This window comes from Fluviirhizobium alvei, assembly GCF_030551875.1.
In the GTDB taxonomy this organism is placed as follows: Bacteria; Pseudomonadota; Alphaproteobacteria; order Rhizobiales; family Rhizobiaceae; genus Rhizobium_E; species Rhizobium_E alvei.
This window is the reverse complement of the sequence record NZ_JAUOZU010000009.1, coordinates 76,081-93,894: the sequence shown is the minus strand read 5'-3', so window position 1 is coordinate 93,894 and position 17,814 is coordinate 76,081. Positions and strand designations below refer to the sequence as shown.

The 17,814-nt window shown below is 60.1% G+C and carries 15 protein-coding genes; 10 read left to right on the top strand and 5 right to left on the bottom strand.

What is annotated here, in order from left to right:
• Window positions 1–50 precede the first annotated feature (50 nt).
• The 6 genes from Q4481_RS14155 (at window position 51) to Q4481_RS14130 (ending at window position 6,252) form a co-directional block, all read left to right on the top strand.
• Complete coding sequence (locus Q4481_RS14155; RefSeq protein ID WP_304377043.1) at window positions 51–962, top strand: LysR family transcriptional regulator; 912 nt, start codon at window positions 51–53, stop codon at window positions 960–962.
• A gap of 105 nt (window positions 963–1,067) precedes the next feature.
• Window positions 1,068–2,384, top strand: coding sequence for a histidinol dehydrogenase (gene hisD, locus Q4481_RS14150; protein WP_304377042.1), 1,317 nt, complete (start codon window positions 1,068–1,070; stop codon window positions 2,382–2,384).
• Window positions 2,381–3,154, top strand: a complete 774-nt coding sequence (locus Q4481_RS14145; RefSeq protein ID WP_304377041.1) for an SDR family NAD(P)-dependent oxidoreductase — start codon at window positions 2,381–2,383, stop codon at window positions 3,152–3,154. Before hisD ends, Q4481_RS14145 begins: the two co-directional genes overlap by 4 nt.
• Window positions 3,155–3,220: 66 nt before the next feature.
• Window positions 3,221–4,378 carry an alpha/beta hydrolase family protein gene (locus Q4481_RS14140; protein WP_304377040.1) on the top strand — a complete coding sequence of 386 codons (1,158 nt, stop codon included), beginning with the start codon at window positions 3,221–3,223 and terminating at the stop codon, window positions 4,376–4,378.
• A 225-nt stretch (window positions 4,379–4,603) separates the two neighbouring features.
• The gene (locus Q4481_RS14135; RefSeq protein WP_304377039.1) at window positions 4,604–5,248 is read left to right on the top strand and encodes a DUF47 domain-containing protein; all 645 of its coding nucleotides are present in this window, start codon (window positions 4,604–4,606) and stop codon (window positions 5,246–5,248) included.
• Window positions 5,248–6,252: an inorganic phosphate transporter gene (locus Q4481_RS14130; RefSeq protein ID WP_304377038.1), complete on the top strand. Its 1,005-nt coding sequence runs from the start codon at window positions 5,248–5,250 to the stop codon at window positions 6,250–6,252. The genes Q4481_RS14135 and Q4481_RS14130 overlap by 1 nt, the downstream gene beginning before the upstream one ends.
• 5 nt (window positions 6,253–6,257) lie before the next feature.
• Here the strand turns inward: Q4481_RS14130 and Q4481_RS14125 are convergent, their stop codons facing one another.
• A complete protein-coding gene (locus Q4481_RS14125) occupies window positions 6,258–7,697 on the bottom strand; it encodes an endo alpha-1,4 polygalactosaminidase (RefSeq protein ID WP_304377037.1) in 1,440 nt (479 codons plus the stop codon).
• A 12-nt stretch (window positions 7,698–7,709) separates the two neighbouring features.
• On the bottom strand, window positions 7,710–8,432 hold the full coding sequence (locus Q4481_RS14120; protein WP_304377036.1) for a glutathione S-transferase C-terminal domain-containing protein: 723 nt from the start codon (window positions 8,430–8,432) through the stop codon (window positions 7,710–7,712).
• 90 nt (window positions 8,433–8,522) lie between these two features.
• On the opposite strand from Q4481_RS14120, the gene Q4481_RS14115 reads away from it, so the two are divergent.
• The gene (locus Q4481_RS14115) at window positions 8,523–9,116 is read left to right on the top strand and encodes a DUF922 domain-containing protein (protein ID WP_304377035.1); all 594 of its coding nucleotides are present in this window, start codon (window positions 8,523–8,525) and stop codon (window positions 9,114–9,116) included.
• A 42-nt stretch (window positions 9,117–9,158) separates the two neighbouring features.
• Here the strand turns inward: Q4481_RS14115 and Q4481_RS14110 are convergent, their stop codons facing one another.
• Together Q4481_RS14110 and Q4481_RS14105 are read right to left on the bottom strand one after the other, a co-directional pair.
• Window positions 9,159–9,377, bottom strand: coding sequence for a hypothetical protein (locus Q4481_RS14110; RefSeq protein ID WP_304377034.1), 219 nt, complete (start codon window positions 9,375–9,377; stop codon window positions 9,159–9,161).
• Window positions 9,374–10,963 (bottom strand): phytoene desaturase family protein, encoded by a 1,590-nt coding sequence (locus Q4481_RS14105; protein ID WP_304377033.1) that lies wholly within the window; start codon window positions 10,961–10,963, stop codon window positions 9,374–9,376. Before Q4481_RS14105 ends, Q4481_RS14110 begins: the two co-directional genes overlap by 4 nt.
• A 297-nt stretch (window positions 10,964–11,260) precedes the next feature.
• Between Q4481_RS14105 and Q4481_RS14100 the strand changes: the two genes are divergently transcribed.
• From Q4481_RS14100 to Q4481_RS14090, 3 genes are read left to right on the top strand one after another with little or no spacing between them, the layout of a single operon-like run.
• Window positions 11,261–12,271: an SMP-30/gluconolactonase/LRE family protein gene (locus Q4481_RS14100; RefSeq protein WP_304377032.1), complete on the top strand. Its 1,011-nt coding sequence runs from the start codon at window positions 11,261–11,263 to the stop codon at window positions 12,269–12,271.
• Window positions 12,272–12,315: 44 nt separating this feature from the next.
• Window positions 12,316–15,300, top strand: coding sequence for a DNA polymerase I (gene polA, locus Q4481_RS14095; protein WP_304377031.1), 2,985 nt, complete (start codon window positions 12,316–12,318; stop codon window positions 15,298–15,300).
• 1 nt (window position 15,301) lies between these two features.
• Window positions 15,302–15,913 (top strand): DNA-3-methyladenine glycosylase family protein, encoded by a 612-nt coding sequence (locus Q4481_RS14090; RefSeq protein ID WP_304377030.1) that lies wholly within the window; start codon window positions 15,302–15,304, stop codon window positions 15,911–15,913.
• On the opposite strand, the gene Q4481_RS14085 is transcribed toward Q4481_RS14090, so the two are convergent.
• The gene (locus Q4481_RS14085) at window positions 15,903–17,765 is read right to left on the bottom strand and encodes a CHASE2 domain-containing protein (RefSeq protein WP_304377029.1); all 1,863 of its coding nucleotides are present in this window, start codon (window positions 17,763–17,765) and stop codon (window positions 15,903–15,905) included. The two genes, Q4481_RS14090 and Q4481_RS14085, sit on opposite strands and share 11 nt — an antisense overlap.
• Window positions 17,766–17,814: the final 49 nt, after the last annotated feature.

Below are 17,814 nucleotides of genomic sequence, written 5' to 3'. Positions count from 1 at the left end.
TGATATGCAAGATTGTTCACATTGACCGCATCGATAACGGAGGAAACAGGATGCGATTCCAGGGGCTGGATCTCAACCTTCTCGTTACACTCGATTGTCTGTTGACCGAGCGCAATGTCTCGCGCGCTGCCGACAAGCTTTGCCTGAGCCAGTCAGCGGCATCCGGCGCACTTGCCCGCCTGCGAGACTATTTCGCCGACGACCTGCTCGTTCAACTCGGTCGCTCCATGGTTCTGACGCCCCGTGCGCAGGAACTGGCCGGCGCCGTCCGCAATGTCCTGCTGCAAGTCGAAGGCACAATCATCAAGCGGCCGGAATTCGATCCGAAGACCGCCAAGCGCGAAATCCGTATCATTGCTTCCGACTTCATGACCATCACGGCCTTTTCGCCGGCGCTCCGGGCGATTTCGCAGATGGCGCCGGATCTGACCTTTTCGCTCATCCCGCCGCAGACCGATCCGCGTGAAATGCTGGAGCGCGGTGAAGTTGATTTTCTCGCGATGCCGGATGTCTATCATTCTCCGGATCACCCGTCGGCGCATCTTTTCTCGGATGACTATCGGGCTGTCGTCTGGGGTGGCAATACACAGGTCGGCGACACCGTTACCCTTGAGGAATTTCTCAAGCTGAAGCATGTCGCGGTGCGCTTTTCCAATGTCGGCCCATCGTTCGAGGGCTGGTTCATCGAACGATTCGGAAATGATCGTCTGGTGGAAATCACGGCCGGGTCCTATTCGGCGGTTCCGTTCCTGCTCAACGGAACCAATCGCATCGCCCTCATGCACCGCAAGCTGGCCGAAACGTTCGCTGCCATGATGCCTCTCAGACTGCTGCCGCCGCCGGTGGAGATTCCGCATGTCAACGAGGCGCTGCAATGGCATGTCTACAATGATTCCGATGAATGCCTGCGCTGGGTCCGCAATCATCTCATTCGACTGATGGGCGAACATCCGCCAAGCTGAGGCGGATGCATCGGTTTCATCGATAGTGCCTATCGAAAGCCGTTGTTTGAACATACGACCAATCAAGGCTATCTCCTGCCACAGATCATGACGGAGGAGATAGCCATGGCACGTTGGCTCAAGCAGGGCGCGGAAGCGTCCAGCATCGCGGAGAATGACCGCAAGGTTCGGGAAGTTGTCGAAACCACGCTGGCCGATATCGAAAAGCGCGGTGATGCGGCCATTCGCGAGCTTTCGATCAAGTTCGATGGCTGGGATCGCGAGGATTACCGGCTGTCGCAGGCGGAAATCGACGAATGCCTGGGCAAACTTTCCAAGCGCGATATCGCAGATATCGAATTTGCCCAGACGCAGGTGCGCAACTTCGCCCGAATTCAGCGCGAAGCCCTGAAGGATGTCGAAGTCGAGACCCTGCCCGGTGTCATCCTTGGCCACAAGAATGTGCCGGTCCAGGCCGCCGGCTGCTATGTGCCGGGCGGCAAATATCCGCTTCTCGCATCGGCCCATATGTCGGTCATCACCGCCAAGGTTGCCGGCGTTCCGCGTGTCATCACCTGCGCACCGCCTTACAAGGGTGGGCTGGCACCGGCTATCGTGGCCGCGCAGCACCTTGCCGGCGCCGACGAAATCTACGCGCTCGGCGGCATTCAGGCCGTCGGCGCCATGGCGCTCGGCACAGCATCCATCGCCCCCGTCGATATGCTGGTCGGTCCCGGCAACGCCTTCGTGGCGGAAGCCAAACGGCAACTCTTCGGCCGCGTCGGTATCGATCTCTTTGCCGGTCCGACCGAAACACTCGTGATTGCCGACGAGACCGTCGATGGTGAAATCTGCGCGACCGACCTGCTCGGCCAGGCCGAACATGGTCCGGACAGTCCGGCAATCCTGCTGACCACCTCGGAGAAGCTGGCTCGTGACACGATGGCCGAAATCGAGCGTCTGCTGACCATTCTGCCGACGGCTGAAATCGCCCGTAAATCCTGGGGCATGTACGGCCAGGTGATCGTGGCCGACAGTGACGAGGAGATGGTGAAGATCGCCGACGAAATCGCCTCCGAACATGTTCAGGTGATGACGCGCGATCCGGACTATTTCCTTGCCAACATGACCAACTACGGCGCCCTCTTCCTCGGCGCCCGCACCAATGTCGCCTATGGCGACAAGGTGATCGGCACCAACCACACGCTTCCGACCAAGAAGGCAGCCCGCTATACCGGCGGCCTCTGGGTCGGCAAGTTCCTCAAGACCTGCACCTACCAGAAGGTCCTCACCGACGAAGCATCGGCACTTGTCGGCCGCTACTGCTCGCGCCTGTGCGATCTCGAAGGCTTCTCGGGTCACGGGGAACAGGCCAATATCCGCGTCCGCCGCTATGGCGGCGACAATGTGCCCTATGCCGGTCGGGCGGAAGAGTTGGCATGAGCGCTGTTGCCTTACCCACGACGCCTTCCTTCCGTCTTGACGGCAAGAAGGCGCTTGTAACCGGCGCAGGCCGCGGACTAGGAATGGCTGCGGCCGCTGCGCTTGCGCAGGCCGGCGCCGAGGTGGTGCTGGCGGCCCGTTCGCGCGGTGAAATCGACGAGGCCGCCGCGGCGATCGTTGCCGCAGGTGGCAAGGCGAGCGCGATCGTGCTCGATGTGACCGACCGGGCCGGCATGGAGGCCGCCGTTGCCATGAGCGGCCCCTTCGACATTCTCTTCAACAATGCCGGCACCAACCGACCGAAACCGATCTGGGAGGTTACGGAAGAGGATTATGACGCAGTTCTCGACCTTAACCTCAAGGCCTCCTTCTTCGTTGCACGTGCGGTTGCGATAGGCATGCGGGATGCCGGTATTCGCGGCTCGATCATTCACATGAGCTCGCAGATGGGCCATGTCGGCGGACCGAACCGATCGCTCTATTGCGCCTCCAAATGGGGGATGGAAGGCATAAACAAGGCATTCGCGCTGGATCTGGCGCCCTACGGCATCCGCTCCAACACAATTGCACCGACCTTCATCGAAACGCCGATGACGAAACCCTTCTTCGAAAACAGGGCGTTTCTCGACAGTGTGCTCGCCAAGATCAAGCTCGGACGGCTCGGCCAGGTCGAGGATATCATGGGAGCGCTTGTCTTTCTGGCTTCGGATGCCTCGGCACTGATCACCGGCACCTCCATCCTTGTCGATGGCGGGTGGACGGCGGATTGAGACAAACCCGGCCCTGATTTTGGGCAAGACGACCAACGACAACGCATTCTAGGTGAGGAAAAGACCATGTTCGAACCATTTCCCGGGAACTATGTGTGGAACCTTTCCACCAACCTGGCACTGATGTGCGGCGGCAATTACGGCGAGCTTGACGAAGCCTGCCGTCCGATCCGCGAGGCCGCTTCGCGGGGCGAGGATGCCGGAACGGCACTCTTTTTCGATTCCTGGGTGAATGTGGCGCGCAAGGTGCTTGCACTCGGCGATCGCGATCTGGAGATGGGCCGGCCGCTTTCGGCGGGCGTCAAATATCAGCGCGCCGCCGGCTATCTTCTCGCGGCCGAACGCATGCAGAGCCGCGACTACGCACCACGCTGGGAAGCCTATAACGACGGCCTTAAATACTTCCGCAAGGGCGTCGAACTGCAGGGCAAGAATGTCGAGTTCGTCCAGATCCCCTATGAGGGTAGATATTACACGGCGCTCTTCGTGAAGGCCGAACCGGGGCCGGATGGCCGTCCGGCGCCCTGCGTCGTGTCCTGCAACGGTCTCGATTCCATGAAGGAGCAGATCTACAGCGCCGGCAATCCGGAGGCCTTCCGGCTGCGTGGCGTCTCGACGCTGGTGATCGACCAGCCGGGCACCGGTGAAGCGCTTCGCAACCTCGGGCTCGTCGGTCGCCACGATTCAGAAGCCTGGGCGTCGGCGGCCCTGGACTATCTCCTGACGCGTGCGGATGTCGATCCCAAGCGCATTGGCATGTTCGGCCTGTCGCTTGGCGGCTATTTCGCCCCCCGAGCTGCGGCAATGGAGCCGCGCTTCGCGCTCTGCGCCGTCATGGGTGCCAACCATAACTGGGGCGAAATGCAAAAGCGCCGCATGGCCCGTGAAGGCGACCGGCCGGTTCCGCATTACTGGGACCATGTCATGTGGGTATTCGGTAAGAAGACGATCGAGGAATTCATGGACTGGGCGCCGGCGATGGATCTCAATGGTGTTGTCGAGAAGATCCGTGTGCCCTTCCTCGTCACTCATGGTTCGGGCGACCGGCAGATTCCGGTCGAATATGCCCACCAGAGTTACGACCAGGCCATCTACAGCCCGAAACGCACCCTCTTCATCACCACCAGGGACGATTTCGAAGTCGAACATTGTGGCGCCGACAACGGCACCATCCTGCGCGACTATATCGCCGACTGGATCGGCGAGACGTTTGCCGACATGTAAGGCCGCTTTACACGGGAGGTACAACGGCGCCTCCCGCCCGCTTCCGCCTATTCCACAGCCACAATCGAAGCATGGTCAGCATGCGCTGGATGGGCAGGTCCGGCGAGGATCGTCTTTTCGTTATCGCTGGACGTCAACGAGGTGCAAAACCTTGTCCGAACCCCTTTCGCGCCGCGGCTTCGTCATTTATGACACTTTCATGACAAAGCCAGAATGGATGCGCAGATGATCGGTTTGTTCAAGAAATTGCTCCCGAGAGAAGACAAGTTCTTCGAGCTGTTCGAACAGCATTCCGAAACCGTTGTCGGCGCTGCTGGCGCCTTGCGCGCGCTCCTGGCCGGGGAAGGCGATCTCCAGGCCCATTGCCAGACGATCGTCGATCTTGAAGACAAGGCAGACCATATTACCCATGACGTGATGCAAGCCATACGCTTGAGCTTCATCACACCTTTCGACCGCAGCGACATCAAGGATCTGATCCAGTCGATGGATGACGCGATCGACATGATGCACAAGACCGTCAAGACCATTCGGCTTTACGAGCATTATTCCTTCGAGCCCGGTATGAAGGAGATGGGCGAACTGATCGCCGAAGCCGCGCGCCTCATTTCGGAAGCCATTCCGCTTCTCGAAAAGATCGGCGCCAATGCGACACGTCTGTCACAGATCGCCGTCGAGGTGACGAAGGTCGAGGGCCGGTCGGACGAATTGCATGACAAGGGTCTCAAGGATCTCTTCACCCGCTATGGCAAGACCGATCCGATGGCCTTCATGATCGGCCGGGAAATCTACAGCGAGCTCGAGAAGGTGGTCGACCGGTTCGAAGACGTTGCCAATGAAATCAGCGGTATTGTGATCGAGAACGTCTGATGGACGCCACGCTCGCCTTTCCGCTGCTCGTCGCGCTGATTGCCGTGGCGCTGTTCTTCGATTTCCTCAACGGGCTGCACGATGCCGCCAATTCGATTGCGACGATCGTATCGACCCGCGTGCTCAAGCCGCAATATGCGGTGTTCTGGGCTGCATTCTTCAACTTCATCGCCTTTCTGTTCTTCGGACTGCATGTGGCTGAAACCATCGGCAAGGGGATCGTCGACCCGACGATCATCACACCGCTGGTGATTTTTTCGGCCTTGATGGGCGCCATTGTCTGGAACATCGTCACATGGCTGTTCGGTATTCCCTCCAGCTCCTCGCATGCGCTTGTGGGCGGGCTTGTGGGCGCGGGTCTTGTCGCCGGCGGCGGTAACGCCCTGGTTCTGACGGGCCTTCTGAAAACTGTCGGCGCCATCTTTCTTTCGCCGATGATCGGCTTTTTCCTGGCCCTGATGCTCGTTCTTGCCGTCTCCTGGATCTTCGTGCGCCAGACGCCCTTTGCGGTGGATTCGACCTTCCGCGTGCTGCAATTCGTCTCGGCCTCGCTCTATTCACTCGGCCATGGTGGCAATGATGCGCAGAAGACCATGGGCATCATCGCCGTTCTGCTCTTTTCGCAGGGCTATCTCGGCGAGACCTTCTATGTGCCCTTCTGGGTGGTGATCACCTGCCAGGCCGCCATTGCGCTTGGCACCCTGTTCGGTGGCTGGCGCATTGTCCATACAATGGGTTCGAAGATCACGCGGCTCAATCCGATGCAGGGATTCTGCGCCGAAACCGGTGGCGCGATTACGCTCTTTGCCGCCACCTGGCTCGGCATCCCGGTTTCGACCACGCACACGATCACCGGTGCCATTGTCGGTGTCGGTGCGGCTCGCCGCGTCTCTGCCGTGCGCTGGGGCATTGCCGGCAATATCGTGATCGCCTGGTTCGTTACAATCCCTTCCGCCGCGATCATCGCGGCCCTGTGCTACTGGCTGGGCAGTCATATCGGCTGAACCGGTCAGACAACCCAGATATCTGTGGCCGTCAGTGTTGTACCCGGCACCAGTTTTGCAATGAGTTGGTCGTCTCTGCCACCTTTGCCGTCTTCATCATAGGAGAGATATCCCGTTCCGGGATTGTAGATGATATGCTCGTCGCTATTGGTCGCGCTGTGGGCAATGACGAAACTATCTCGGTCGAGAACACCTTTCGGCAACGACAGGAACCCGTCCCGGTCCAGCGTAATCCGGTCGACCGCATGGGTGAAGTCCTTAACAGTGTCGAATGCGGGCATCATTTCGATTTCTGCGAAATGGAATGTGTCCCGGCCGCTGCCGCCGGTCAATACATCCTTGCCCTCGCCACCCGCAAGCCAGTCATTGCCGCCGCGGCCATCGATATGATCATTGCCGCCAAGGCCATCGATCTCGTCGCGAAGCATCGAGCCCCGCAGTTGGTTCGCGTGCTTATCCGGGCGAATGTAAGCCGGATCGCCATCATGCGTTTCCGTCAACTGGTTGAGCTCGCGATCCGGCGCCGCGAACGGAATGAACCCGTCTTCCAGAGCGAGCTTTTCGAACCGAGCGACCTTTTTCGGATCGTTGATGTAATCGACCACGAAGACCGGAATACCCTGATCGAGAAAGTCGCGTTTCAACACCCGGATGGTCGCTTCATCGGGGCGTAGAACATTGTTTTCGTCCTTGCCGCCGCGGAAATAGAGGTCCTCGATAGCAATGGCGCCGATGGCATCGCGATAGGCCTCGATCCTGGTCTTGTCGATCGTACCCGTTTTCAGGGCATCGATGATCCAGGCCCCATTCTGCGGGATCATGAAGAAATCGGGATTGGTTTCCTGCGCATGCTCTGCCATGTCGACCACAAAATCGACCATGCGCTGGGCGGCCTGCTTTTCGTTTTTCGGATCACCCGGCTGGCGCTGGCTGTTGGCGACTTCTTCGCCCCAGAAGTAATAGGCATCGACGATATCGAGATAGGCCGCGTCGAAACCAGCCTTGACGATTGCGTCGAAATCGCCGGTCCCTTTGCTGTTGAACATGAGGTTCTGCCAGTCATCATCCCAATAACGTACCTTGCGCGATTCCGGCCAATCGGGATTGAGCGGCCCCAGCCAGTCCGGCGCCAGATCTGTGAGACGCCCTGACGCCTTGCCGGTGGTGGTCCAGTCCGGATCCCAGTAATCGCGAAAATCAGACGCTTCGCCGATCGAGATGTAGGAGGCCACGACCGAGAGGCCGCCCATACCATCCTTCATGCGGGTAATGTCGTTCGCGCTGAAGCGCGTCGCATTGGTGCCGTCGCGGGTGGAATCGATCACCAGCAGGTCATGGCTCGCCTGGGAAAGAAGCGTTGCATCGAGGGGGCGGTTCATGCCCTGCAACTGGTAGCCCCAGTTGTTTACGGTAATGGTTCCGGTGGATGTCTTGAATTTCGGCATGAAAGCTCTCGATTACACTTGAAGGCTGCCATCGGATGTCAGGAACAGCGGCGCTAGACGATCCCGATAGGTGACAAGATTGGAATGGTGGCGCAGCGCATCGAGCATCGGCCCGGGAAAAGCCGGTTCGAGCGCCGCCGTCAGAAATGCCAGGACGGTTGCATCGGATGCTGAGGGCCTGTCACCGAGGAGATAGGGCTTGTCTGCGAGGAACAGCGCCAAGGCTTCGAAATCGGCGATCGCGAGAGCCTCGATTTTTTCGACCGGCAGCCGCCCCGTGCCTTGCCCGATCAGCGACCGGACAACCGAGCGGCGTGCAATCGGCGGGACGATCATCGACAGGGGAAACGGAAGGGTGCCGAACGCCGCCTGCCGAAGAACGGGCCAGCCGGATGGTTGTGCCCAGCGCCGGTGCAAGGCCGTAAAATAGGTTCCTTCTTCAAGCATCCGCTCGACGAAATGTCCCTGCGCCAGCGTTGCGCGATCATACCCGCCGGTAAAATCGATCCCGCGCGCCTCCTCGAGATATCTGCGGATGAAGCGGCTGTCAGCGATGATCGTCTCGCCATCACGGATGTAGGGAAGCTTGCCGAAGGGGGCGCCGCGGACCGCTTTCAAACCATGTTCGACCTGAAAAGGCAGCCCCGACATTCGCAACAGCGCCATCACCTTCATGACGAAGGGGCTGAGATCGGGCTGACCGAGGCCTGGGCCGAATCCATAGAGGGTGATCATGCGAGGCTCCTGATGGTGATTTGGCCAAGCTAGATCAATGAAGGTCAAAATGGAATTGTCTCACCGCGCTTCAGGTTTTAAGGAGTCGTCATGAAGTTTGCCAGAATCCTGATGATCGTACTCAGTCTCCTTGCCCTGCCTGCCGCAGCAAGGGCCTGGACAGCAACTGAAACCGTTCAACATTACAGGATCGAAGGCCAGTCCGCCGGCGCTCTCTATGCGTCGATCGGTGAGAACGGTCCCAGGGTGGGCCAGACGCGCGCCATTGCTTTGACGACCTTCAAGCTGACCTGGCGGCGCAACTATGTGAAGCAGGGACAGGCGTGCGTGCTGGAATCCGCGATTCCCCGGCTGGTCATCACCTATCACCTGCCGCAACCGCGCGGCAAACTGGCCGCTCCCCTCGACGCCCAATGGACCGTCTTCAACGACGGCATCCTCCGGCATGAAAAGGCGCACGGAACCCATATCATCGAGATGGTTCGAGCCATCGAAGCGGCGACTGTCGGCTTCCGACAGGAGAACGATCCCGGCTGCAAGGTCATCCGGCAGGCGATCCAGCTGCCGCTCAAGGCGCTGTCGGACCAGCAGCGGACAAGAAGCCGTGAGTTCGATCAGCAGGAACTGACGGATGGCGGCGCCGTGCACCGCCTGATCCTCGACTTTCTCAATTCTGGCCGCTGATATTCTCGACCGGACGCCCGGATCTCTCCGGGCGTCTTTGGCTCAGCTTTTCGGTTTGCTCTTCGAAAAGATGAAGGGAACGAGCTTGAGAATGGTGCTGAGGCCGAGCAGTTTCAGCCCGGCTCGCGCTTCTTCCGGCGTCAGTTTCGCGACCATTGGCATCGCACCGAAAATCTTGCCGCGAATGACGAGTTCGCCATCTTCGAGCTCGACCTTGCGAACCGTCATCAGTTCCTTGTTCTGGGCGTCGAGAAATTTCATACGCGTGCCCCCATCACCTTGTCATAGTCGATGTTCATGTCGTCCATCATGCGGATGGCCGTCCCACGCCCGGCGCCGAAAACGCCGCCACCCGGATGCATGAAGGGGCCGACGAGATAGAGCCCCTCGACGCCGGGAACAGCGTACTGGCCGTAATCCGGGGTCGGGCGATGGCCCACCGTCTGGTACATGTAGGGCGCGCAACCGTGAATATCGCCGCGCAGGAAGGAATTCGGGCTGTCCCGTTCCATGTCGAGCGGGCTCTTGACCACACGGGCGAGGATGTTGCTGTCCTCCATGCCATTGAAGAACTTGCGATAATAGGCAAGGCTCTTGTCCGCCACCTCTTCCTTGCGCTCGTCCCAGAGCGACGGATTGCCTTCGAGATCGTAAGGAGCGAAGGTGACGCCATAGAATGTACCAGAACCGGCCGGCGCGCGGCTGGGATCGCCAACGGCGATGTCTGAACCGGCGCAGAGCGGAACCGTCGGAACCCTGCCCTGCTTGAGTTCATCGAAGCTCTTTCGCATGTCGTTCATGCGATCCGACGTCATGAGTTCGGTCATCACGGCATCGTCAAGATCACCGCCGGCCTTGAGCGTCGCCTTCTCCTTGAGTGCATAATGGCTGAGCATGATCGAGAAATGCGATTGGGTGATGCGCTGCGCCCGCTCGTCCACCCGCGGTGGAATGCCATCGACAAATTTGCCGAGGACTTTCGGATGGATGCCGGCAATCACCGCATCCTTGGCCTCGAACCGCTCGCCTGTCGACAGTTCCACGCCCGTGATCCGGCCTGACGAGGTCAGGATCCGCCGAACCTCTGAATTGCAGCGCACTTCGCCGCCGAAATGTTCGATCGAGCGGATCATTGCCTTGGTCAGTTCGCCTGAACCGCCGATCGGTCGCGCCACGCCGAACTTGTGAATGATGCCGGGCATGAGAAACACACCCATGCCGGTCCCCAGATCATCCGGCGCCTGCAGGTTTTCGGTCACCATACGGACCAGATGGACCTTGAGACGTTCGCTTTCGAAGAACTGGTCGGCGAGATCCACTGAAGAACGGCTCATGAAATCGAGAATTTCGCGACCTTCGTCGGTCTGGTCCATCATCGCCATGAAGGCGCCCATTGGAAACGGCGGTGCATAAAGGCCCGACATAAACATCGGAAGGAAGGCCATGCTCTTCTGCGCGAAACGGCGATAGGCTTCGGCATCCCGCGGCGAGAATTCCGCAATCCCCTCGCAGGTCTTGTCGAGATCCTTGTAGAACTTGACGGAGGTTCCATCTTCGAAAACCGTCGCTGACGGCAGTGGCGAATAGTGATACTTCAGGCCGAACTTCGAAAAGAGGCCGAGCTCGTCCTCGGTGATCATCGGATTGCCCTGCAACATGATGTGCACATTGGAATGTTCGTCATGCCAGAAGCCGGGCTTGGTCAGTTCGCGCGTGGACACGCCGCCGCCCGGATGCCCCTTGCGTTCAAGCACGAGCACTTTCTTGCCGGCCTTTGCCATATAGGCTGCGGCAGTCAGGCCATTGTGCCCGCCGCCAACGGAAATCACGTCAAAACGATTGCTCATTTTCCTCCACTCTCTCCCATCTGGCGCCAGCGATGGCGCGATCTTGTTTGGTCGATCGACCATGGCCTAGCAAGGGAACCGCAAACTGGGAAGACGGCACATTTTTGTGCGTCGATCCTGCGGGCGATTTCGCGGGGATCGGTAACGCTAACTCTCGTAACACGCTTGACTTTTTCTCTGCGTTCATTGATTAGTCGGTCGTACAATCAATTGGTGACAATCAAGCGCGCAAGCGCCTGTCGCCAGCCGGGCGGCCGGGGGACCAAGCCGCCCGGATCTATCTGGAGCGCAGGACATATGATCAATCCGCTGGTCGGCTTTTCCGTCGAGACGAAGGATATCGGCTTCATCGGCGAGGACCTCGAACGTCCGGAATGTATCCTTGCCGAGCGAGATGGTACGCTCTGGGCAGCGGATGGTCGGGGCGGTGTCATGCGCATCGAGAGAAACGGCCGGCAAACATTGATCCTGCAGACAGGTTTGGAAACCAACACCGCCTCATCGTTCGAGGACCGTTATGTCAACACGAAAGGCTCGCTGCCAAATGGTCTCGCCTTCGACGAGAACGGCGACTTCCTGATTGCCAATTTCGGTACCGACCGTCTCGAACTGATGAAGAGGAATGGCGAAACGCGTGTTCTGATCGACCAGATCGAAGGTCGGCCGATCGGCAAGGCCAACTTCGTTACCCGCGACAGCAAGGGCCGCCTGTGGCTGACGGTGACAACGCAGACGATACCCTGGACCGACCATGTGAAAACCAACAGCCGGGATGGCTATATTGCGGTCATCGATGAAAAGGGGGCCCGCATCGTCGCAGATGGATTGTGCGGCACCAACGAACTGCGGTTCGATCCGAAGGAAGAATGGCTCTATGTCGCCGAGACCACATCGCGCAACATCACGCGGTTCCGGCCTCAGGACGACGGCTCGCTGACCCATCGGGAAATCTACGGTCCGAGCAATGTCGGCGGCTTCTGCGACGGTATCGCTTTCGATTCCTTCGGCAATCTCTGGACGACCCTGATCATGGCCGACCGGCTGGTAGCGATTACGCCGCAGGGGGATCTTCTCACCATCCTCGATGACGGAAACCCGCAAGCCACCGCAGAACTCGACAGAGCCTGGGAAGAAGGGCGAGTGACGCCCGATCTGATGACGGCGGCAACTGGCACGCTCTGCCCCTGGATGGCATCCCTGACCTTCGGCGGCCCCGACCTCAAGACCGTCTATCTCGGCTCGCTCCGCGGCAAGCGCATTCCCTATTTCCGCAGCCCCGTGGCAGGCCTGCCGCTCATGGGTTGGTAACGCCTCCCCTTTCCGTCGCCCCTGCCGCGTGCTAACACCTCGGCATGAAAAAAGGTGATCATCTCTTCCTCGTCGACGGTTCCGGTTTTATCTTCCGGGCGTTCCATGCCCTGCCGGCCCTGACACGCAAATCCGACAAATTGCCGGTCGGTGCCGTGGCCGGTTTCTGCAACATGTTGTGGAAGTTGCTCACCGATGCGCGCGACACATCGGTCGGGGTGACGCCCACCCATTTCGCGGTGATTTTCGATTATTCGTCCAAGACGTTCCGCAAGGAAATCTATCCCGACTACAAGGCCAACCGGCAGGCGCCTCCTGAGGACCTCGTGCCGCAATTCGGCCTTATCCGAGAAGCGACCCGCGCCTTCAACCTGCCCTGCATCGAACTCGAGGGCTATGAGGCCGATGACATCATCGCCACCTATGCGCGGCAGGCCGAAGCAATCGGCGCCGATGTGACGATCATCTCCTCCGACAAGGATCTGATGCAGCTTGTGACGCCGAACGTGCATATGTACGATTCGATGAAGGACAAGCAGATCTCGATTCCGGAAGTGATCGAGAAATGGGGCGTGCCTCCCGAAAAGATGATCGACCTGCAGTCGCTGACGGGCGATTCGACCGACAATGTCCCCGGCGTTCCCGGCATCGGCCCGAAGACGGCCGCCACCCTGCTCGAGCAATTCGGCGATCTCGACACGCTTCTGGCACGTGCCCATGAGATCAAGCAGGACAAGCGCCGCGAAAGCATTCTGGCCGCCCGCGAAATCCTGCCGCTCTCGAAGATGCTGGTGACGCTGAAAACCGATACGCCGGTGGGCGTTCCGCTCGGCGATCTCGAACTCAAGCCGCAGGACGGACCACGGCTGGTGGCCTTCCTGAAGGCGATGGAATTCACATCGCTCACCCGCCGCGTCGCCGAAGTCTGCGGCTGCGATCTGGCCAGCATCGAACCGGCCGAGGTTCCGATCGAATGGAACGGCAAGGCGCATGGACCGGATCTCGACGATCCTGCCGCAGAAGCCAAGGCAGCCCCGGTCACGACGCCAAAGGAAAAGTCCCCGGGGAATGGCGCAGGCGAGATCGGCCAGGACGCCGCGCATCTGCCGAAGGCATTTGCGGAAGGGCGGGCTGCAGCGCTTGCCGCACGTCCGGTCGACCATTCGACATATGAGACCATCCGCGATCCCGCCCATCTCAATCGCTTTCTCACTCTCGTGCGAGAAACGGGACTGGTGGCTTTCGATACGGAAACGACGTCGCTCGATGCGATGCAGGCCGAGCTTGTCGGCTTTTCACTGGCGACGATCGACAATCGGACCGATCCTTCAAGCGGTACGATCAGCGCCTGCTATGTGCCGGTCGGCCACAAGTCCGGAACCGGCGATCTTCTGGGTGGCGGACTGGTCGAGAACCAGATCCCGATCAAGGATGCGCTGGCGGCGCTCAAAGACCTGCTCGAGGACGAGACGATCCTCAAGATCGGCCAGAACCTCAAATATGATGCGCTGCTGATGCGGCGTTATGGCATTGCGGTTCGCGCCTTCGACGACACGATGCTGATCTCCTACGTGCTCGATGCCGGCAATGGCACGCATGGTATGGATTCGCTGTCCGAACGCTGGCTCGGCCATACGCCGATCGCCTTCAAGGATGTCGCGGGCTCCGGCAAGGGAGCGGTGAGTTTCGACCAGGTCGACATCGCACGAGCGACAGCCTATGCCGCCGAAGATGCGGATGTGACGCTGCGGCTCTGGCTGCTGCTGAAACCCAGACTGGCGGCCGAAGGGCTCATGCGGGTCTATGAACGGCTCGAACGACCGCTCGTCGATGTTCTGGCGCGCATGGAGGAACGCGGTATTTCCGTCGACCGGCAGATCCTGTCACGGCTTTCGGGCGAGCTTGCCCAATCGGCAGCCCGTATCGAGGATGAAATCTACGAACTCGCGGGCGAGCGCTTCAACATCGGTTCGCCCAAGCAACTCGGCGATATCCTGTTCGGCAAGATGGGACTGTCGGGCGCAACCAAGACCAAGACCGGCCAATGGTCGACCTCGGCGCAGGTGCTTGAAGATCTCGCCGCCGCCGGCGAACCGCTGCCAAGGCGGATCGTCGACTGGCGCCAGCTCACCAAGCTCAAGAGCACCTATACCGATGCGCTTCCGGGCTACATCCACCCGCAAACGAAACGAGTGCACACATCCTATGCGATGGCGGCGACCACAACCGGCCGCCTGGCGTCTTCGGAACCCAACCTGCAGAACATTCCCGTCCGCACCGCCGAAGGCCGCAAGATCCGCACCGCCTTCATCGCCGAACCGGGCAATCTGCTGGTTTCGGCCGACTACAGCCAGATCGAACTGCGCGTTCTTGCCCATGCGGCAGAAATTCCGCAACTGGTGCAGGCTTTCGCCGATGGTATCGACATTCATGCCATGACGGCTTCCGAAATGTTCGGCGTGCCGGTGGAGGGAATGCCGTCCGATATTCGCCGCCGCGCCAAGGCGATCAATTTCGGCATCATCTATGGCATCTCCGCCTTCGGGCTTGCCAACCAGCTCGGTATCGAGCGGTCCGAGGCCGGCGATTACATCAAGCGCTATTTCGAGCGGTTCCCCGGCATCAAGGCCTATATGGAAGAGACGAAAGCCAAGGCGCGCGATCTCGGCTATGTCGAAACCATCTTCGGACGCCGTATCCATTATCCGGAGATCCGTTCCTCCAACCCATCGGTCCGGGCTTTCAACGAGCGGGCGGCGATCAATGCGCCGATCCAGGGCTCGGCTGCCGATGTCATCCGCAGGGCGATGATCCGGATGGAACCGGCGCTTGAGGAAAATCGCATCAACGCCCGCATGCTCCTGCAGGTGCATGACGAACTGATCTTCGAAGCGCCCGAGGCCGAATGCGAAAAGGCCATTCCGGTGATCCGGCAGGTCATGGAACATGCAGCCATGCCGGCGATTTCGATGAAGGTTCCGCTTGCGGTCGACGCACGGGCGGCAAAGAACTGGGACGAGGCCCATTGAGATGAGCGAGCCGGTGCTTCTCCTTGATGTCGAAGCGGCCGGTCGCCACCTCTCGCAAGCCTGCCCGGTGATGGCGGATCTGGTCGAGCGGCATGGGCCCTGCCGGCTGTCCGATGGGGCCTATCGCCCTTTCCAGACGCTTGCCGGCTCCATCATTTCGCAGCAACTTTCGGTCAAGGCAGCCGACACGATCGAGGCACGCGTACTGGCCGTGATCGGCGAGATGGCCCCTGATGCAATCCTTGCCGTCGAGCCGGACGCCCTGCGCGCGTGCGGCCTGTCCGGCGCCAAGGTGAAATATCTGCGCGCACTGTCCGAACGCAGCCTGTCGGGCGAGATCGATTTTGCGCTTCTGACCCAGGTTTCGGAGGAGGAGGCGGTCAAGATGCTGGTCGCGCTGCCCGGTATCGGTCCCTGGACTGCAGAAATGTTCCTGATCTTCGGTCTTCAGCGACCCGACGTGCTTTCGATCGGCGATGCTGGCCTGCAACGTGCCAGCCGCCAGCTCTATGATGCGCCACTGGAAGCGATTGCCGATCGGTTCCGGCCCTTCCGTTCGGTCGCCAGCTGGTATCTCTGGCGCCATCTCGATGCGACGCCGATTACCGGCTGACGGTGACGAGATCATCTGGTGTGAAAAGCGCCATCGTGCCGAAACCGCGTATTTCATGCTCGCCGAGCGGACGGAGCGGATAGTTGCTTTCGCCAGCGGCTTGAGGGCCGATGCAGGTCTGTGTACCGAGAAACTTGTTGGCATCCTGAAGGCGGGCCGCCAGATTGATGGCATTGCCATGGGCCGTATAATCCAGCTTGCCGCCGGTGCCCACCTCGCCCAGAACGGCCATACCGGTTTCGATGCCGATGCGCGTGCGGCCGAAATCCTCGCCCTTGAATTCTGGGCGCAGACGCATCTCTTCGGTCAGCCGGACGATGGCAAGCGCGCAGGCAATCGCCTTGTTGACATGATCATCGAGATCCTCCGGCGCATTGAAGAAGGCATGCACGGCATCGCCGACAATCTTGTCCACCATGCCGCCATGCTTGTGCACAAGGCCTGTCACTTCGGCGAAATAGATATTCAGCAGGCCGACCAGCGTCTGCGGACTGACGCGCCCCGCGAGCGTCGAGAAACCTTCGATATCGGTGAACAGCGCCGTTACCTGGCGCTCTTCCGCCTGTTTGCCGGACAGTTCCGGATTGTCGATGAACCGATCGACCACCGATTGCGGCAGATATTGCGAGAAGCGCTGACGCGCCACCTTTTCGGCGCGTCGGGTCTCGGCAAACTGCGAAAAGGCGGTGATCACCAGCACGATCGACAACAGCAGGGCGACGGAAAACCCATCGGTCAGACGATAGGTCATCGCATAGATGGCATAAGACAGGACCAGCGTGGCGAGAATGAAGCCGACACCTCCGAGCGCAATCAGACCGGGTCGGAACCGCACCGTCATGAGCGCGATCAGCAGGCCACCGAGCAGAACATAGCCCGCTTCGCCATAGGCGAGCATCGGATCGCGCGTCGGCACAGCATCCATGACGAGCGTGTTGGCAAGGTCGGCATGGATCTGCACCGAAGCGACCAGAGGCTCAGCCGCGCTTTCGCGCAAACCTCCGAGGTTGGGCAGAGACGAGCCTATGAATACGATGCGGTTCGTGAACCGTCCAGGCGCCAGCCGACCCTGCATCACCTCATCAGCGGAAACCGTCCGCGCATCGATCGCCTCGCGTCGGCTCGCCACGAACCGCAGCGAGCCATCTTCCGCCAGACTGAAAAGCGACCGGCCCAGCTTGAGCCAGGGCGGTGTGCCGCCCAGAATCGGAGTCCGGACATCGAGATAACGCCGGGCCGCCTCCAGCCCCAGTGCCGGATAGGGATCGTCACCGATGATCGAGAAGGCCTGAACGCGGCGGACGCGCGACCCTTCATCGCCGATCAGGAAGGCCGCACCGGCGCTTGAAGCTGCCGTCTGGAATTCTACACAAGCAGCTTCGGCACCCGGAAGGAACCAGATTTCCGGGACGGTCAGCGTCCGTGTGATCGCCAAAGCCGGGATCGGCCTTGGTGGAGTCCCTTCAATGTCCGACAGCAGGAAACCGAGAATGACCGGCGCTTCCCGTATGGCCGCGACAAGCGTCCGGTTGGCGGGATCATCGGCATTGCAGTCGGTTGAGAAGACGAGATCGAAAGCCACCGCCGCAGGCTTGTCGGCCGCGATCAGCGACAACAGTCGGGCGGTATCCGTCCGCTGCCATTTCTGATCCTTGACGCCCGCATAGGCCCTGCGGTCGATATCGACCACAACGATATCGGGTGACTGGGGAATGGAGACCAGTTGGGTCAAGCGGTCGAAATAGAGTTCACGGCCGGACTCCAGCCAGTCTTCCGGCACGAGCAGAAGCGCCAGCGCGACAACCAGGCTGGCCACGACGCCGACATGCAGGGGGCGCAGACGAAACGTCATGGATCCGGCGCTCCCTTGCCGGTAACTGCGCCGAGGGACCCACCTTTCG

Bases quoted from the DNA above. Each gene is read 5' to 3' on its own strand.
- Q4481_RS14155 (WP_304377043.1), top strand. From the start codon at position 51: ATGCGATTCCAGGGGCTGGATCTCAACCTTCTCGTTACACTCGATTGT.
- hisD (WP_304377042.1), top strand. From the start codon at position 1,068: ATGGCACGTTGGCTCAAGCAGGGCGCGGAAGCGTCCAGCATCGCGGAG.
- Q4481_RS14145 (WP_304377041.1), top strand. From the start codon at position 2,381: ATGAGCGCTGTTGCCTTACCCACGACGCCTTCCTTCCGTCTTGACGGC.
- Q4481_RS14140 (WP_304377040.1), top strand. From the start codon at position 3,221: ATGTTCGAACCATTTCCCGGGAACTATGTGTGGAACCTTTCCACCAAC.
- Q4481_RS14135 (WP_304377039.1), top strand. From the start codon at position 4,604: ATGATCGGTTTGTTCAAGAAATTGCTCCCGAGAGAAGACAAGTTCTTC.
- Q4481_RS14130 (WP_304377038.1), top strand. From the start codon at position 5,248: ATGGACGCCACGCTCGCCTTTCCGCTGCTCGTCGCGCTGATTGCCGTG.
- Q4481_RS14125 (WP_304377037.1), bottom strand. From the start codon at position 7,697: ATGCCGAAATTCAAGACATCCACCGGAACCATTACCGTAAACAACTGG.
- Q4481_RS14120 (WP_304377036.1), bottom strand. From the start codon at position 8,432: ATGATCACCCTCTATGGATTCGGCCCAGGCCTCGGTCAGCCCGATCTC.
- Q4481_RS14115 (WP_304377035.1), top strand. From the start codon at position 8,523: ATGAAGTTTGCCAGAATCCTGATGATCGTACTCAGTCTCCTTGCCCTG.
- Q4481_RS14110 (WP_304377034.1), bottom strand. From the start codon at position 9,377: ATGAAATTTCTCGACGCCCAGAACAAGGAACTGATGACGGTTCGCAAG.
- Q4481_RS14105 (WP_304377033.1), bottom strand. From the start codon at position 10,963: ATGAGCAATCGTTTTGACGTGATTTCCGTTGGCGGCGGGCACAATGGC.
- Q4481_RS14100 (WP_304377032.1), top strand. From the start codon at position 11,261: ATGATCAATCCGCTGGTCGGCTTTTCCGTCGAGACGAAGGATATCGGC.
- polA (WP_304377031.1), top strand. From the start codon at position 12,316: ATGAAAAAAGGTGATCATCTCTTCCTCGTCGACGGTTCCGGTTTTATC.
- Q4481_RS14090 (WP_304377030.1), top strand. From the start codon at position 15,302: ATGAGCGAGCCGGTGCTTCTCCTTGATGTCGAAGCGGCCGGTCGCCAC.
- Q4481_RS14085 (WP_304377029.1), bottom strand. From the start codon at position 17,765: ATGACGTTTCGTCTGCGCCCCCTGCATGTCGGCGTCGTGGCCAGCCTG.